Raw genomic sequence first — 14,878 nt, forward strand, 5'->3', positions numbered from 1 at the left:
GGGCCCCGGCGGCGGGGCCCTTCGCGCGTAGCAGGATTTCGGCGCGGCTCAGGCCGGCGCGCCTTCGCCGAGCTGGCGTGCCGTGAACCGCGCCAGGTCTTCCACGACGTCGGTACACTTGTCCAAGGGGACCCGCGACGTGTTGAGGGCGAGGTGGTAGAGGCTCGGCAGGTCCGGGTCGCAGTCGAAGTAGAAGCGCAGGTAGTCCTGGCTGCGGGCGTCCACCTTGTGCACGAAATCCCGGGCCTGGTCTAGCGAGAAGCCGCGGCGCTTGGCCGTCCACGCCGCCCGGTCCTCGAAGTCGGCCACGAAGCGCACGTGGAGGGTGCGGGGGTTGTCCTTCAGGATGCACTGGCCGCCCCGCCCCACCACCACCACGCCCCGCCGCTGACCGAGCGCCGTGATGACCTTGACGATCATCTGCTTGTAGATCTCGCTGTCGATCCATCCGTCCACCTGGTAGTGGAAGGGGATCTTCTCCCGGTCGTCGTAGCGGGCCTCGGCGAGGGCGTCCTCCCGAACCTTGGCCTTCTTCTTGAGGGCATCGAGGTCGAAGATGGTGGAGAAGAAGCTCTTGAACTTGCTGTGGTGCTCGGCCTCGAACTCCGCCACGTCCTCCGCCGGGACGTTGATCTCCAGGGCGATGCGGTGGATGATCTCCTTGTCCAGGTAGTCGACCCCCAGCCGTTTGGCCAACTCCCGGGCGACCTCGGGGCCGCCGGCGCCAAACTGGTTGGAAATGGTGATGACGGGCATCGTTCCTCCTTCGGGAATTGGGAGCCGGGGAAGCGGCCGCGGGACCGGCCCCGGCACACGAAAAGCCGGCTCGAGCGCCGGCCCGGCCCAGCCCGGCGCCCTTTATAACAGAGGCTCAGGGGGCCTTCAAGCGCATATCTCCCTTCGCAATCGCCCGCGCGTTTGCTATCCTGCGCCAGCGTCGCGAGCCCTTTGCGCCTTGGGAGCCCCATGTCCAGCCTCCATGTGGTCGGCATCTCGGACGGCAAGGTCTCCAACGAACCCGCCGACACGCTGGTGACCTATGCGCTGGGTTCCTGCGTGGGGCTGGCCCTCTACGACCCCCATGCCCGAGCCGGCGGGCTCCTGCACATCATGCTCCCCGACTCCCGCTTTCGGAGCAGCTCTCGCGAGTTCAACCCATACATGTACGCCGACACGGGATTCTACGGCCTGCTGGAGACCCTTCTGGGGTTGGGCACGGCGCGGCACCGCCTGGTGGCCAAGCTCGGGGGGGGCGCCAACATGCTGCGCAACTCGGGCCTCCTCGACATCGGTTTGCGCAACGCGGAGGCGATGGTGAGCCTGCTCCAGAGGGAGAGGATCCCCGTCCTCGGGACGAGCCTGGGCGGCACGGTAGGCCGCTCCATGCAGTTTCGCCTGGAAGACGGATCCGTGAAGGTGCGGCTCCTCGGCCAGGGGGAAGAGACCCTATGAGCGTCCCGGAGATCCTCGCCAAGATCGATACCCTGCCCCCCATGCCGGCCGTGGCCCTGCGCCTGCTGGAAGCCGCCCGGGATCCGGACGTGGACCTGGGGCAGGTGGCCTCCTGGATCGAGCGCGACCCGTCCATGACCGCGAACCTCCTGCGGGTCTGCAACTCTCCTTTCTACGGCCTGCGGCGCGAGGTCACCTCGGTGCGCCAGGCCACGGGCCTGCTGGGGCTCAAGAAGGTGGTGCAGATCGCCATAACCGTGCTCTCCTCCCGCTATCTCACTCCGTCCCAATCCGGGTACGCCCTGGCTTCCGGCGAGCTCTGGAAGAGCTCGGTGGCAGCCGCGGTAGCGGCCGAGCTCCTGGCCCGGGAGACCGGCTACCCCGATGCTGCCGCGGCCTACACCGCGGGGCTCCTGCAAGACGTGGGCAAGATCGCGCTCGCCGACTTCGTGGGGGGCGCGCTCTCCGAAATTCGCCGCCTGGTGGAGGAGGGGGCGTCCTGGGAGGAGGCCGAGAGCCGGATCGTGGGCCTGCCCCACTCCGAGGTCGGGGCCCTGCTCCTGGATCGCTGGGGATTTCCGGCCGCCCTGGTGGAGTCGGTGCGTACGCACCACGCCCCCTCCCGTGCGCGGCTCGACCCGACCCTGGCCCGGATCTCCCACCTGGCCGACGCCCTCACCATGACGGTGGGCGTGGGGCTGGGGGCCGACGGCCTCGCCTACGCCCTGGACGAGGAGTCTCTGCGGGCCCTGGGGTTTCGGGAGAGGGAGGACCTCGACGCCCTCGTGGAGCGCCTGACCGAGAGCCTGCGCGATGCCGGCGACCTGCTGGGCGAGGCCGGAGGGCGGGGGTGAGAGGTCTCGCGAGGGCGGTCCCGCGTTGAATGCCCCGGAAGCTGCGGAGCGCCTGGAGTTTCCCGATTCCCGCCACGCCCAGACCCTGATCGGCGAGCGGGAGGCGCACCTGCGGGAGCTCGCCAACCTGCTGCGCGACGTCTCGCTGTCGAGCCGGGGCGCCGCCGTGCAGGTGCGGGGAGACCCGGAAGGGGTCGGGCTCGCCGCCGAGGTGCTGCGCCAGCTCTACGGCCTCATCGAGGAGGGGTATCCCCTCTTCCGCGCCGACGTGGACCACGCGGTGCGCATCCTCAAGGCCAACCGCAGGGCGCGGCTGCGCGACATCTTCCTCGACGCGGTGTTCATCGCCTCGGACCGGCGGGTCATCAGCCCCAAGAGCGTGGCCCAGAAGGCCTATATCGAGGCGATGCGCAACTACGACATGGTCTTCGGGATCGGCCCGGCCGGGACGGGCAAGACCTACCTGGCCATGGCCATGGCCGTGGCCGCCCTCACCAAGCGGCAGGTGAGCCGCATCATCCTCACCCGGCCCGCGGTGGAGGCCGGGGAGAAGCTCGGGTTCCTCCCCGGGACCCTCTTCGAGAAGGTCAACCCCTACCTGCGGCCCCTCTACGACGCCCTCCACAACATGATGGACCTGGAGAAGGCGTCGAAGATGCTCGAGAAGGGGGTCATCGAGGTGGCCCCCCTGGCCTTCATGCGGGGCCGCACCCTGGACGACTCCTTCGTGATCCTCGACGAGGCCCAGAACACCACCTCGGACCAGATGAAGATGTTCCTCACCCGCCTGGGGTTCGACAGCAAGGCGGTCATCACGGGCGACGTGACCCAGACCGACTTGCCCCCGGGCAAGGTGTCGGGGCTGGTGGAGGTGCAGGACGTGCTCCAGGACGTGCCGGGCATCCGCTTCTGCTACTTCTCCCGCGAGGACGTGGTCCGCCACCCCCTGGTCCAGGAGATCATCGAGGCCTACGAGTCCCGGGCGCTGCGGCCGGCGCCGGGGGAGGGGCGGCCGGGGTGAGGGCGTTCTGGGCGGTGCTGGGGCTCGTGGTCTGCGGGGCGCTGGGGTTTGGGGGAGGCGCCCTCGCCGTGCTGGTGCGGGGGCTCCCCCAGGTCTCGGCCCTGGAGGACTTCTCCCCCCCTTCCTCCACCCGCATTCTCGCCGCCGACGGGGCGCTGCTCGCCGAGTTCGCCACCCAGCGCCGCACCCCCGTGGCCCTGGAGGCCGTGCCCCAGGAGCTGGTGCGCTCCGTGCTGGCCATCGAGGACCACCGGTTCTTCGAGCACATGGGGATCAACGTGGGGCGGATCCTCAAGGCCCTGGCCGTGGACGTGATGGAGGGGAGGCTCGCGGAAGGGGGCTCCACGATCACGCAACAGCTCGCCAAGCTCCTCTTCCTGAGCCCCGAGAAGACGCTGACCCGCAAGCTCCGGGAGGCGCTGCTCGCCCTGGAGATCGAGCGCCGCCACACCAAGGAGGAGGTGCTCGGGTTCTATCTGAACCAGATCTACCTGGGCAACGGCGCCTACGGCGTGGCCGCGGCCGCGGAGGTATACTTCCGCAAGCCCCTGGGGGAGCTCGATCTGGCCGAGTGCGCGCTCCTGGCGGCGCTGCCCAAGGCCCCGTCCCTGTACGATCCGTTTCGCAACCCCGAGCGCGCCCGCGCCCGCCGAAACGTCGTCCTCCAGCGCCTGGGGGCGCTGGGGTGGGCCGCTCCCGACGCGGTGGAGGCCGCCCGGGCGTTCCCCCTGCCCGAGCCCTCGCCGGGGCCGCGGATCCAGGCGCCGTACTTCGTGGAGGCTGTGCGCCGCCAGCTCCTGGAGCACCTGGAGCTCGACCTGGTCTACCAGGGGGGGCTGCGGGTCTACACCACCCTGGATTCGAGACTCCAGAAGTCGGCCGAGGCCGCCCTGGGGCGTGCCGTGGAGGGGGTAGACCGGCGGCACCCGCGGCTGTCTCCCTCGGCCCAGGCCGGCGTCGTGGCGCTGGACCCCGCCACCGGTGCGGTGCGGGTCCTGGTGGGAGGGCGCAACTGGAAGGAGAGCCCCTTCGACCGTGCCCTCCAGGCCCGCCGCCAGCCCGGCAGCGCCTACAAGCCCTTCGTCTACCTGGCCGCACTGGAGGCGGGCCTGACCCAGGCGGCCACCCTGGTGGACGCCCCTGCCCGATACCCCGGAGCCTCCCCCCGACAGCCCTGGGAGCCCCGCAACTACGATCGGGAGTTCCTCGGGGAGATGACGCTTCGAAAGTCCCTGGCCCTGAGCCGAAACCTGCCCACCATTCGCCTCCTGGCCGACGTGGGCAAGCCCCGGGTGGACGCCGCCGCCCGGCGCCTGGGCCTGGAGGGGCCCCTGGGGGAGGGGCTCGCCTCGGCCCTCGGGGTGGGGGGCACCACGCTCCTGGAGCTCACCCGGGCCTATGCGGCGCTTCCGGCGGGGGGGCTCCTGCCGGAGCCCCACTTCATCCGGGCCGTGTACGGGCCCGACGGGCGAGACCTCTGGCACCGGCTCGGGGTGTCCAAACGGGCCCTGGACCCGGTGACCGCCTACCTGCTGGCCGACATGCTCCGGGCCGTGGTGGAGACGGGCACGGGCAAGCCCGCCCGGGCGCTCCCCTTCCCGGTGGCGGGAAAGACCGGCACCACCGACGACCAGCGCGACGCCCTCTTCGTGGGGTTTTCGAGCCGCCTGGCCCTGGGGGTGTGGGTGGGGCGGGACGACAACTCCCCCCTGGGCCGCGGCGAGACCGGCGCCCAGGCAGCCCTGCCCCCCTGGATCGACGTGATGCTCGCCTCGGCCGCCGAAGGCCCGCCCCCTCCCTGGCCCGCCCCACCAGGCGTGACGGCGGTGCAGATCGACCTGGCCTCCGGCGGCCGGGCCGGGCCCGCCTGTGCCGAGACCGCCTACGCCGCTTTTGCCCGGGGCACCGAGCCCGCGGTGCCCTGCGGGCGGGAGGGCTTCCACTGGGACCGCCTCGCGGACAGGGTGGGGCTCGTACCCGGCGAGAAACGGCCCCTGTGATCGCCGAGCTCCCCGCCGGGCTGGGGGCCGAGGAAGCCTTCCTGGCCGCGGCCCATCGCCCCTACCCCTTCTTCCTCGACAGCGGGGAGGGGGGCGGCCGGCTCGCCCGGCGCTCCTACGTAGGGTGCGACCCGTTTCTCGTCGTCCACGCCAAGGGGGACCGGGCTCGCCTCTCCTGGCCCCGCACCGGCGCCCGGGAGGAGCGGCGGGGGAGTCCCTTCGACCTCCTGCGCCGGCTTCTGCGCGAGCACCCTGCCCCGGAGGCGGGGCCGTTTCCCCTGGCGCCCGGGGGGGCGGTGGGGTACCTCGCCTACGACCTCTTCCCCTTCGTGGAACGGATTTCCCGCCGGACCACCGATGACCTGGGGATGCCGGACCTCTTCCTGGGCTTCTACGACGCTGCGGCGGCGTTCGACCACGCGAGCGGGTCGGCCCACCTGGCCGTGAGCGAGTGGGGAGGGCCGCGGGAGCCCCGGGAGGAACTGGTCGCCTTCTGGACCTCGCTTCGCCCCGGGGCAGGGCCGGGAGAGCCGGCCAGCGCCGAGCCGCCCCCCGCCGGTGCCGCCGGGCTTTCGTCGAATTTCACCCCCGAGGCCTACCGGCACGCGGTGGCGCGGATCAGGGAGCTCATTGCCGCCGGCGACATCTACCAGGCCAACCTCTCCCAGCGCTTCTGCGTCCCGTTCGGCGGCGAGCCGGTGGACTTCTACCGGCGCCTGCGGCGCCTGAGCCCCGCCCCCTTCGGCGCCTGCCTCTTTCCCGACGGGTTCGCCGTGCTGTCCAACTCCCCCGAGCGCTACCTCCTCATCGAGGGCGACTACGTGGAGACCCGGCCCATCAAGGGCACCCGCCCCCGGGGCCGCACGCCCGAGGAAGACCGGCGCCTCGCCCGGGAGCTCCGGGAGAGCCCCAAGGACCGGGCCGAGCACGTGATGATCGTCGATCTGGAGCGAAACGACCTGGGGAGGGTCTGCACCTACCGGTCGGTCCACGTCCCCGAGCTCGAGGTGGTGGAGTCCTATGCCAACGTCCACCACCTGGTCTCCACCGTGGCGGGCCGGCTCCACCCCTCGCGGGACGCGGTGGACGCGATCCGCAACTCCTTCCCCGGCGGCTCCATCACGGGTGCGCCCAAGGTGCGGGCCATGGAGGTCATCGAGGAGCTCGAGCCCACCGCCCGGGGCGTCTACTGCGGCTCCATCGGCTACGTGGACTTTTCCGGGCGCGTGGACTGGAACATCGCGATCCGCACCGCGGTGCTCCGGGAGGGACGCCTGTACTTCCAGGTGGGCGGGGGGATCGTGGCCGACTCGGACCCCGAGGAGGAGTACGAGGAGACCCTCACCAAGGCCCAATCCTTCCTCAAGGTCCTCACGGGGGAGGGGAGGGTGTGGGGCGGGTGAGCATCTGGTCCCTTCAAAGGGCGCAGAGCGCACGGGAGTGCTCGTCCATGCGACAGACGTCGTGGCGCAGGCGCCCCTCCTCGAAGAGCTTCTTTTCCTCTTCACCCTCGATCAGGAGGGGAGGAATGGGTTTGGTGCTGCCGTCGGAATCCAGGGCGACGAAGAGGAAGTAGGCGGTCATTGCCTCGAACTCCTTCTCGTGCAGCACGTCCTCCGCCTTGACCCTGACCTGTACCTCCATGCTGGAGCGGCTCACGTAGGTGAGGCGTGCCTGGACCGTGACGAAGTTCCCGACCCGGATCGGCTTGAGGAAGTTGAGCCCCTCGATGCGCAGGGTGACCACCGGCGCGTGTGCGTGCCGCAGCGCCGCGAGCCCGGCCGCGGTGTCCATGAGCTTGATGACCTCCCCTCCGTGGGCCCAGACCCCGGCCGGTCCGGCGTGGGCGGGCATCATAACCTGGGACATGGTGACCTGGGAGTGGCTCACGGGCCGACCTTCTGTCTGGGGTGCGCTCATGGGGCCTCCACTTTCTGCCCGGCGGGGCGTGGCAGGGGCAGCCGACGCCACCCGGGGCCTGGTCTCTCAGGGAGTGCGTCACTCCCACTCGATCTCGGCCAGGCCGTTCAAGAAGGGGTTGGTCTTGCGCTCCCGGTCGATGGTGGACCGGGGCTCGCCGCCGTAGTCGTGCCCGGGAAAGACCAGGGTGTCGTCGGGGAGAGTGAGCAGCCGCGTCCGAATGGAGTGGAGCATCTCCTGGGCCGAGGACCGGGGCCCGTCGGTGCGGCCCACCGACCCCACGAAGAGGGTGTCGCCGGTCAGGCAGTAGCCGAGCCCACGGTGGTACAGGCAGATCCCGCCGGGGGTGTGGCCGGGCGTGTGAATCACCTGCCACGCGTGGGAGCCCACCTGGACGATGTCCCCGTCCTTGAGGGTTGCGTCGGCGGGAGGTGAGCGCGTGGCTTGAAACATCTGTAGCCAGACCTCACCCATGCGGGTAAGGTACGCGGCCTCTGCCTCGTGGATGACGATGCGGGCCCCGGTCTTGCGCTTCATCTCGAAGTTGCCCATCACGTGATCTACGTGGCCGTGGGTGTTGAGGATGGTGCGGATGTGCATCCCCTCCCGGCCGGCCATCTCGATCAGCACGTCGGCGTCCGCGGCGGGGTCGACCACGAGAGCCTCGCCGGTGGTCCTGTCCCCGATGAGGTAGGAGAACACGGCGTGGTCGCCCACTTCGACTTGCCGAAAGAACATCTGGTCCTCCAGTGCCTTCGCGGGGGCCCCCATCCGGGGGGGGCGGCCGGGCGGTTGGAGACGGGGGGAATGGCCTGGCTGCGCGGAGGGCGCAGGCCAGGTGCGACCTTCCAGGAATGCCGATGCACGAAATGTTCCCGCTGTGCCCTGCGGGTGGAGCCTGCGTCCGGCAAGTTCCGAAGACCACGACAGTGTTCCAAACTGACAAGGTCGGGAATACCCTGTCTCAGCGGCACACACGCCAGTCGCGACCGAACAGGCTCCGACCCTTCCGTGCGGGGGGGCGCCCTGGTACGCCGTTTGCTTGAAAAGACCTCACTCGGTGCCACACGACAGTACGTGCTCCCTCACCCGGAGGCTCCCATGTCCCGTCCCGCTCCCTGCCCCTCGGCCGATCCCCTCGTGATCGCGGGGCGCACGTTTTCCTCTCGCCTCTTCCTCGGAACCGGAAAGTTCTCGAGCCCCCAGGTGATGGCCCGCTCCATCGAGGCGTCGGGCGCCGAGATCGTCACCGTCGCCCTGCGCCGGGTAGACCTGAGCCGGCCCGACGAAGACATTGTCTCCCACATCGACCTCGAGCGGTACCTGCTGCTTCCCAATACCTCGGGGGCGCGCACCGCGGAAGAAGCCGTGCGGCTGGCCCATCTCGCCCGGGCCGCCGGACTTCCTGCCTGGGTGAAGGTGGAGGTGACCCCCGAGCCCCGCTATCTGCTGCCCGATCCCGTCGAGACCCTTCGGGCCTGCGAGGTCCTCGTGAGAGACGGGTTCACGGTACTGCCGTACATCGGCGCCGACCCGATCCTCGCCAAGAGGCTCGAGGAGGCGGGCACGGCCACCGTGATGCCCATGGGCTCGCCCATCGGCTCGAACCAGGGGCTCAGGACCCGAGACGCCCTGGCGATCATCATCGAGCAGGCCCGGGTGCCGGTGGTGGTCGACGCGGGGCTGGGTGCGCCTTCCCACGCGGCCGAGGCCCTGGAGATGGGAGCCGACGCGGTTCTCGTCAACACCGCGGTGGCGGTGGCTCGAGACCCGGAGGCCATGGCGCGGGCGTTTCGCAAGGGGGTGGAGGCCGGCCGCGAGGCGTTCCTGGCCGGCAGGGGGGCCGTGTCTCTGGTGGCGCAGGCATCGAGCCCCCTTACCGGGTTCCTGGGAGGAACCGCGTGAGCTTCGAAGCCTTCCTCGGCCGCCAGCCCCTCGCGCGCTACGCACAGATCGCCCACAGCGCGACCCCGCGGGACGTGGAGTCCGCGCTCGGTCGGCCGACCATCGACTTCGACGCCTTCCTCGCGCTCCTCTCGCCCGCCGCCGCGACCTACCTGGAGCCCATGGCGCGGCGGGCCCAGGAGATCACCCGGGTGCGTTTCGGGCGGGTGATCCAGATGTATGCGCCGCTCTATGTATCCAACGTGTGCTCCAACGGGTGCCTTTACTGCGGCTTCAACCGGAGCAACGCCGTTCGCCGCACGACGCTGCGCTTCGACCAGGCCGAGGGGGAGGCCGCCATCCTCCACGCCAGGGGGTTCCGCAGCCTGCTCCTGGTGTCCGGCGAGGCGCCCCAGGCAGTCTCGGTGGCGTACTTCGAGGCGCTGGTGCGCCGGCTTCACGGCCTGTTCCCGAGCCTCTCCCTCGAGATCTATCCGCTGGAGACCGAGGAGTACGCCCGCCTGGTCGAGGCGGGGGTCGACGGCCTCACCCTGTACCAGGAGACCTACGATCGCGCCCTGTATGCCCGGGTCCATCCCTTCGGCCGAAAAGCCGACTACGGCTGGAGGCTCGCGGGGCCCGAGCGGGGTGCGGCGGCGGGCATGCGCCGCGTGGGGATCGGGGCGCTCCTGGGCCTCGGGCCCTGGCGTGAGGAGGCGGTGGCACTGGCGCTGCATGCCCTTTGGCTGCAGCAGGAGCACTGGCAGACCCAGGTGTGCGTCTCCTTTCCCCGGCTGCGGCGGGCGACGGGCGGGTTCGTTCCCCCCTTTCCCGTCGACGACCCCTCCCTGGTGCAGCTGGCGTGTGCCCTGCGCCTGCTCTTACCCGACGCCGGCCTGGTCCTCTCCACCCGCGAGGCGCCGGCCTTTCGAGACGGGCTGGCGCAGATCTGCCTCACCCACATGAGCGCGGGGTCGTGCACGGAGCCGGGGGGGTACGCCCACCCGGGGGAGGCGGAAGGGCAGTTCTCGGTGGAGGACGCCCGGCCTGCGGCCGAGGTCGCCGCGCGGCTGCTCTCCCTGGGGCTCGAGCCCGTCTGGAAGGACTGGGATGCCGCCTTCGTCGGCGAGGCCTTCCTCGCGGGGGCGCCGGGCGCCGTTCCCGCGAGCTCGGCGCGAAAGGAGGCCCCATGCGGGTGACGGTCAACGGCGAGGACCGGGAGCTCCCGGAAGGAACCACGCTCTCCGAGCTCCTCGCGCAGCTCGGCGTGAACCGCGCTGCCGTGGTCGTGGAGCGCAACGGCCGGGTGGTGGGTCGCGAGGAGCACGACGCGGTCTGCCTGGGCCACCGCGACCGGTTGGAGATCGTACGGTTCGTGGCGGGGGGCTGATGGTGCCACGGGAGGAGGGGGGGCTCCGGAGCTGGACCCCCCGGCTCAAGGCCGTCATCGTTCTGTGTTTCCTGGCCAACCTCCTCTGTCTCCTGGTCCGGATCAACGTCTCCATTGCCGCGCCTCTCATCTCCACCGAGTTCGGGTGGGACGAGGCACGCATGGGGCTCGTCTTCTCCTCGTTTTTCGCCGGGTACGTGCTCTTCATGATCCCGGGGGGCGTTCTGGCAGACCGGTACGGGTCCCGGCGGGTCCTCGCCTGGGGGGTCGGGCTCTGGTCGGTCTTCTCCCTGGCCACCGCGCGCAGCCAGAGTCTGGCTGGCCTGATCCTCTTCCGATTTCTCACCGGCGCCGCCCAGGGGGTGAACTTCCCGTGCATCACGAACCTGATTGCCCGGAGGGTTCCCCTGGTGGACCGGGCCAAGACCCAGGGTTTCGTGTTGTCGGGGATGGTGGTGGGCTCGGTGGTCGGGCTGCCGGCGGGCGGCTGGATCGTCGAGGCCTGGGGATGGCCGGCGGTGTTCTGGGCGTTTGGTGGGGTTGGTTTCCTGTGGGTGGCGCTGTGGCTTCGCTGGACTCCCCAGGAGCCCGCAGCACGCGTGGGTCACCCCCGGGAGACCGGCCCTCCCTGGAGGACGTTTCTCACCCACCCCGCACCGGTAGGGCTGACGCTCTCGTATTTCTGCCACAACTACGGGAGCTACTTCCTGCTCACATGGCTGCCCACGTACCTGGTCCACGTCCACGGTCTGTCCGTGACCGCCACGGGCGCGGCCAGCGCCCTGCCGGCGCTCGCCTCTGTGGTGGCCATGAACGCGTCGGGCTGGGTCGGGGACTCCCTGGTCCGAAGAGGGCGGTCCACGGACTTCGCCCGCAAGGTGATGCTTTGCGGGGGCATGGCCGGGTCGGGGGTGTTTCTTTTCGCCTTACTGGGCTCTCCTTCGCCTTTCGCTGCCGTGGCGTGGCTCACCGTTTCTTCGGCCGCCCGGTCGCTGGCCACCCCGACCTACTGGACCCTCGCGATGGACATGGCCCCCCGGCACGCAGGGATCCTGTCGTCGATCATGAACACTTCGGGCAACGTCGCCGGGGTGGCGGCCCCGATGCTGACCGGCCTGCTCGTCGCCCAGTCGGGGACCTGGGGGCCGTCCATCGCCCTGGCGGCGGCCGTGTCCCTTGCGGGGGCCGCGATCGCAGCCCCCACGGTGCGCGCGTCGGAGATCGCGTGAGCATGGGAGCAGAAAGGTCGGGTCAGTCAGGGGCGGGAAACCGCGCCCGGCGCTTCTCCACGAAGGCCGCCGTGCCCTCCCGCATCTCGGCGCCTCCGGCCGCTCCCGCCATGGCCCCGCCCGGGTCGGCCACCTCCCGGAGATAGGGGTCCCGGTCGCACTCCCCCAGGATCCGCTTCGAGAGCCTCACCGATGCGGGGGCATGGCCGGCGATCGCCTGGGCCAGTTGCGCGACCCGGCCGGGGAGCTCCCCGTCGGGGAAGACCTTCTCCACGAGCCCCCAGGCGCACGCCTCGGCGGCCCCGATCCTCTGGCCCGTGAGCACCAGGAACCGGGCGCGGGAGAGACCGGCGGACCGGACCAGCCGGGCCAGGTAGTGGTGGCTCTCCACGATGCCCAGCAGGGAGGAGGGCACACCCAGGGCGGCACCCTCGGCCGCCACCCGGAAGTCCGTGCTCAAGGCGAGCTCCAGGCCGGTGCCCAGGGCGAACCCCTCGATGGCCGCGAACGTCGGGCACGGCAGTTCTTCCAGCTTGGCCAACACCCTCTCCCTCAGGTCGTGGAAGGCCCGCATGGCCTCGGGAGAGAAGTTTGTGAGTTCCCGAAGGTCTGCCCCGGCGCAGAAACAGCCGCCCTCCCCCCGAACGATGACAGCCCGCAGGGACGCGTCGGCTGCGGCGCGGTCCAGGTGGCTTTCGAGCTCGACCAGGAGCTCCCCGTTCACGGCGTTCTTCTTCTCGGCCCTGTTCAGGGACAGGGTCAAGACCCCTTCTTCCGCTGCCGACCGAATCAGTTTCATGCTCTCCTCCCGGGGCTCGTGCGTGTTTGCCCCAAGGACATGGCCGGGGGGCGGCGCGGGCGCCCCCCGGAGGGTTGTTTCCTTCAAGAACCCGTGTAGACCGGGGTCCGCTTGTTCAGGAAGGCGTCGACGCCCTCGTTGGCGTCGCGGGTCTTGCCGGCGCGGATCATGCCCAGGCGCTCGTTCTCGAGCAGTGCCTCGAGCTTGGGCATCACCACCCCGTTCATCAGGGCTTTCGCCTCTGCGAACGCCAGCGTCGGGCCGGACGCCAGCCGCCGGGCCGTCTTCTCCACCTCTTCGTCGAACGCCTCTGCCCCCACGACCAGATTGGCGATCCCCAACCGCTGGGCCTCGCCGGCTTCGAGAACCGGATCCAGGAGCGCGAGCTCGCTGGCCTTGGAGAGGCCCACCATCAGTGGGGCGAAGACGCTCCAGCCGGTGTCGGGCACCAGGCCGGCGGCCGTGTAGGCCTGCCGAAACTTGGCCTTGTCGGAGACGATCCGCAGGTCGCACGCCAGGGCGAGCCCCATTCCTCCTCCGGCGGTCACACCGTTGACGGCTGCCACCACGGGTTTGGGCAGATTGCGAATTTGAAGGACGACCCGGTTCAGGGCCGCGATGACGGTGCCGAGGGCGGCGCTCAAGTCCCCGCCGGCCGTCAGGTGGGCCAGGTCCCCACCCGCGCAGAACGCCTTTCCGCTGCCCCGGAGCACGACCACGCGCACATCCGCGCCGGTGCACTGGGCCAAGGCCTCCGAGAGGCCCTGGGCGGTTTCCAGGTCCAAGGCGTTGAAATTCTGGGGCCGGTTCAAGGTGATCGTGCAGATGGAATCCCGCAGGGAGATCAGCACCTTTTCCGTTGCCATGGCTTCGCCTCCTTTGGATGGGTGGCCGGCTGGAGCGGCGGCCGACGGCGGCCATCGCTCATCTTGCGGCCCGGTTTTTGTATGTTCACTTCCGTGGGCTGCCGGAACGCCTTTTTTCTGTCGGGTGCGCTGTGTTACCTTCCCCCTCCAGAAGCCGTGTGTTGCGGCACGGCGATGTGTAGGAGACCTGCCCCATGCGTTTCATCGGCAACGCATACAACCGGCGGTCCGGCGACTCCGGACAGGTCTATCGGCTCTGGGAGAGATTCCACTCCGCCGAGATCTATGAAGACTTGCTGGACGAGCCCCACGCGAATACGCTGGTCGACTCGTGGAAGCGCAGCAGGAGCCTGGGGGTGGACCCGCGACGCCGCGTCCTGCCCGTCCTCTCCGACGCGGAGCGGCAGGATGTGCTCCACGAGAACCGCCTGTTGCTCTCCAACGCCCGGCCCGTATTCGAGGGCGCACGGCAGTTTCTGTCCGGCTTTCCGGGGCTTCTCATCCTCGCCGACGGGGAGGGGAATGTGCTGCGCCTCTCGGGGCATCCTGCCGTCCAGGAGAGGGCCGCCGCCGACCGCACCCTCTTGGAAGGCGCCCGGCTTTCCGAGTCCGCAGCCGGTACGAACGGCGTGGGCACTTGTCTCTTCTTGGGACAAACGGTGCAGGTGTGTTCCGCCGAGCACTTCTGCGAAGCCCTCCAGCCCTGGACCTGCGCCGCTTCGCCCATCCGAGACCCCTTTTCCGACGAAGTGCTCGGGGTGATCGATCTCTCGTTCCCCTCCAACCCGGAGACGGAGGCCCTTGCCATCGCCGACTCCTTCGCCGCCCGCATCAGCGGGGAGGTTCGGCTCCAGGTGGCCCTGGAGCGCCTCCAGTTGATCAACCGCCACTCCGAGTACGCAGCCCGCTATCCCTCGGACGAGGTCCTCGCCTACGATCGCCTGGGCCACTTGATTCGTTCCTCGCACGGAGCCGGCGGCGAGACCGGGCACGGGTCGAGTGACGAGACTTCGTCACCGCGGCACGTCCACGTGATCGCGGGGCGCGACGGGGGAGAGCCGATCGGCACCCTCGTGGTGGTGCGCGGACGGTTCCCCTCGCGGGTCCTGGCCCCCGCCGCAGGGTTCTGACTTCCGACGCTCCCCTCCCGAGGGCCGCAATACCCCTACCTCCAGGCTTCCTCCGGGTGCCGGGACCCGGCGCCGGCCCGCCGTCCCAGGAGAGTCTCGACCTGCTCCGCGATCGAGCCGAGCGCCTCGGGGCGGACACCCGTGGTGAGCCCCATCCCGTGGGCCAGGGCGACCAGCGCCCGGGTGTCGAGGTTGCCGCGAAAATCCTTCGCGAAGGGGCAGCCCCCCAGCCCGCCGATGCTGGCGTCGAGGGTCCTCACCCCTGCGCTGAGTGCGGCGGCAGCGTTGGCGAGGCCCCGACCCCCGGCCTCGTGAAGGTGAACCGCCAGTCGG

At 70.4% G+C, this 14,878-nt stretch carries 16 protein-coding genes; 10 read left to right on the forward strand and 6 right to left on the reverse strand.

Translation table 11 applies throughout. The features are described 5' to 3' along the window. Nucleotides 1–48 precede the first annotated feature (48 nt). Nucleotides 49–756, reverse strand: coding sequence for a cytidylate kinase-like family protein (locus AB1578_15375; protein MEW6489284.1), 708 nt, complete (start codon nt 754–756; stop codon nt 49–51). A gap of 210 nt (nt 757–966) precedes the next feature. Here AB1578_15375 and AB1578_15380 point away from each other — a divergent pair, with 210 nt between their 5' ends. From AB1578_15380 to pabB, 5 genes are read left to right on the forward strand one after another with little or no spacing between them, the layout of a single operon-like run. Beyond that, the gene (locus tag AB1578_15380; protein MEW6489285.1) at nt 967–1,452 is read left to right on the forward strand and encodes a chemotaxis protein CheD; all 486 of its coding nucleotides are present in this window, start codon (nt 967–969) and stop codon (nt 1,450–1,452) included. Next, nucleotides 1,449–2,306, forward strand: a complete 858-nt coding sequence (locus AB1578_15385) for an HDOD domain-containing protein (GenBank protein ID MEW6489286.1) — start codon at nt 1,449–1,451, stop codon at nt 2,304–2,306. Before AB1578_15380 ends, AB1578_15385 begins: the two co-directional genes overlap by 4 nt. Nucleotides 2,307–2,331: 25 nt before the next feature. After that, nucleotides 2,332–3,327, forward strand: coding sequence for a PhoH family protein (locus tag AB1578_15390; GenBank protein ID MEW6489287.1), 996 nt, complete (start codon nt 2,332–2,334; stop codon nt 3,325–3,327). Next, entirely contained in the window at nt 3,324–5,327 is a 2,004-nt protein-coding gene (locus AB1578_15395) for a PBP1A family penicillin-binding protein (GenBank protein ID MEW6489288.1), read from the forward strand. Before AB1578_15390 ends, AB1578_15395 begins: the two co-directional genes overlap by 4 nt. Continuing rightward, nucleotides 5,324–6,730 (forward strand): aminodeoxychorismate synthase component I, encoded by a 1,407-nt coding sequence (pabB, locus tag AB1578_15400; GenBank protein MEW6489289.1) that lies wholly within the window; start codon nt 5,324–5,326, stop codon nt 6,728–6,730. Before AB1578_15395 ends, pabB begins: the two co-directional genes overlap by 4 nt. Nucleotides 6,731–6,743: 13 nt before the next feature. Here pabB and AB1578_15405 read toward each other — a convergent pair whose 3' ends face one another. Next, nucleotides 6,744–7,217, reverse strand: coding sequence for an acyl-CoA thioesterase (locus AB1578_15405; protein ID MEW6489290.1), 474 nt, complete (start codon nt 7,215–7,217; stop codon nt 6,744–6,746). Between the two features lie 108 nt (nt 7,218–7,325). Beyond that, nucleotides 7,326–7,985, reverse strand: coding sequence for an MBL fold metallo-hydrolase (locus AB1578_15410; protein MEW6489291.1), 660 nt, complete (start codon nt 7,983–7,985; stop codon nt 7,326–7,328). A 363-nt stretch (nt 7,986–8,348) separates the two neighbouring features. Between AB1578_15410 and AB1578_15415 the strand changes: the two genes are divergently transcribed. From AB1578_15415 to AB1578_15430, 4 genes are read left to right on the forward strand one after another with little or no spacing between them, the layout of a single operon-like run. Continuing rightward, nucleotides 8,349–9,152, forward strand: a complete 804-nt coding sequence (locus AB1578_15415) for a thiazole synthase (protein MEW6489292.1) — start codon at nt 8,349–8,351, stop codon at nt 9,150–9,152. Beyond that, nucleotides 9,149–10,330 carry a 2-iminoacetate synthase ThiH gene (gene thiH / locus AB1578_15420; GenBank protein MEW6489293.1) on the forward strand — a complete coding sequence of 394 codons (1,182 nt, stop codon included), beginning with the start codon at nt 9,149–9,151 and terminating at the stop codon, nt 10,328–10,330. Before AB1578_15415 ends, thiH begins: the two co-directional genes overlap by 4 nt. After that, on the forward strand, nt 10,321–10,521 hold the full coding sequence (thiS, locus tag AB1578_15425; protein MEW6489294.1) for a sulfur carrier protein ThiS: 201 nt from the start codon (nt 10,321–10,323) through the stop codon (nt 10,519–10,521). Before thiH ends, thiS begins: the two co-directional genes overlap by 10 nt. Beyond that, complete coding sequence (locus tag AB1578_15430; protein ID MEW6489295.1) at nt 10,521–11,750, forward strand: MFS transporter; 1,230 nt, start codon at nt 10,521–10,523, stop codon at nt 11,748–11,750. The genes thiS and AB1578_15430 overlap by 1 nt, the downstream gene beginning before the upstream one ends. A 22-nt stretch (nt 11,751–11,772) precedes the next feature. Here AB1578_15430 and AB1578_15435 read toward each other — a convergent pair whose 3' ends face one another. Further along, entirely contained in the window at nt 11,773–12,549 is a 777-nt protein-coding gene (locus AB1578_15435; protein MEW6489296.1) for an enoyl-CoA hydratase/isomerase family protein, read from the reverse strand. Between the two features lie 83 nt (nt 12,550–12,632). After that, nucleotides 12,633–13,415: an enoyl-CoA hydratase-related protein gene (locus AB1578_15440; protein ID MEW6489297.1), complete on the reverse strand. Its 783-nt coding sequence runs from the start codon at nt 13,413–13,415 to the stop codon at nt 12,633–12,635. 194 nt (nt 13,416–13,609) lie between these two features. Here AB1578_15440 and AB1578_15445 point away from each other — a divergent pair, with 194 nt between their 5' ends. Continuing rightward, the gene (locus AB1578_15445; GenBank protein ID MEW6489298.1) at nt 13,610–14,545 is read left to right on the forward strand and encodes a GAF domain-containing protein; all 936 of its coding nucleotides are present in this window, start codon (nt 13,610–13,612) and stop codon (nt 14,543–14,545) included. Nucleotides 14,546–14,580: 35 nt separating this feature from the next. Here the strand turns inward: AB1578_15445 and AB1578_15450 are convergent. Beyond that, a partial coding sequence (locus tag AB1578_15450; protein ID MEW6489299.1) for a hydroxymethylglutaryl-CoA lyase occupies nt 14,581–14,878 on the reverse strand: 298 nt, incomplete at its 5' end.

The organism is Thermodesulfobacteriota bacterium (genome assembly GCA_040756475.1).
Lineage (GTDB): Bacteria > Desulfobacterota > Deferrisomatia > Deferrisomatales > JACRMM01 > JBFLZB01.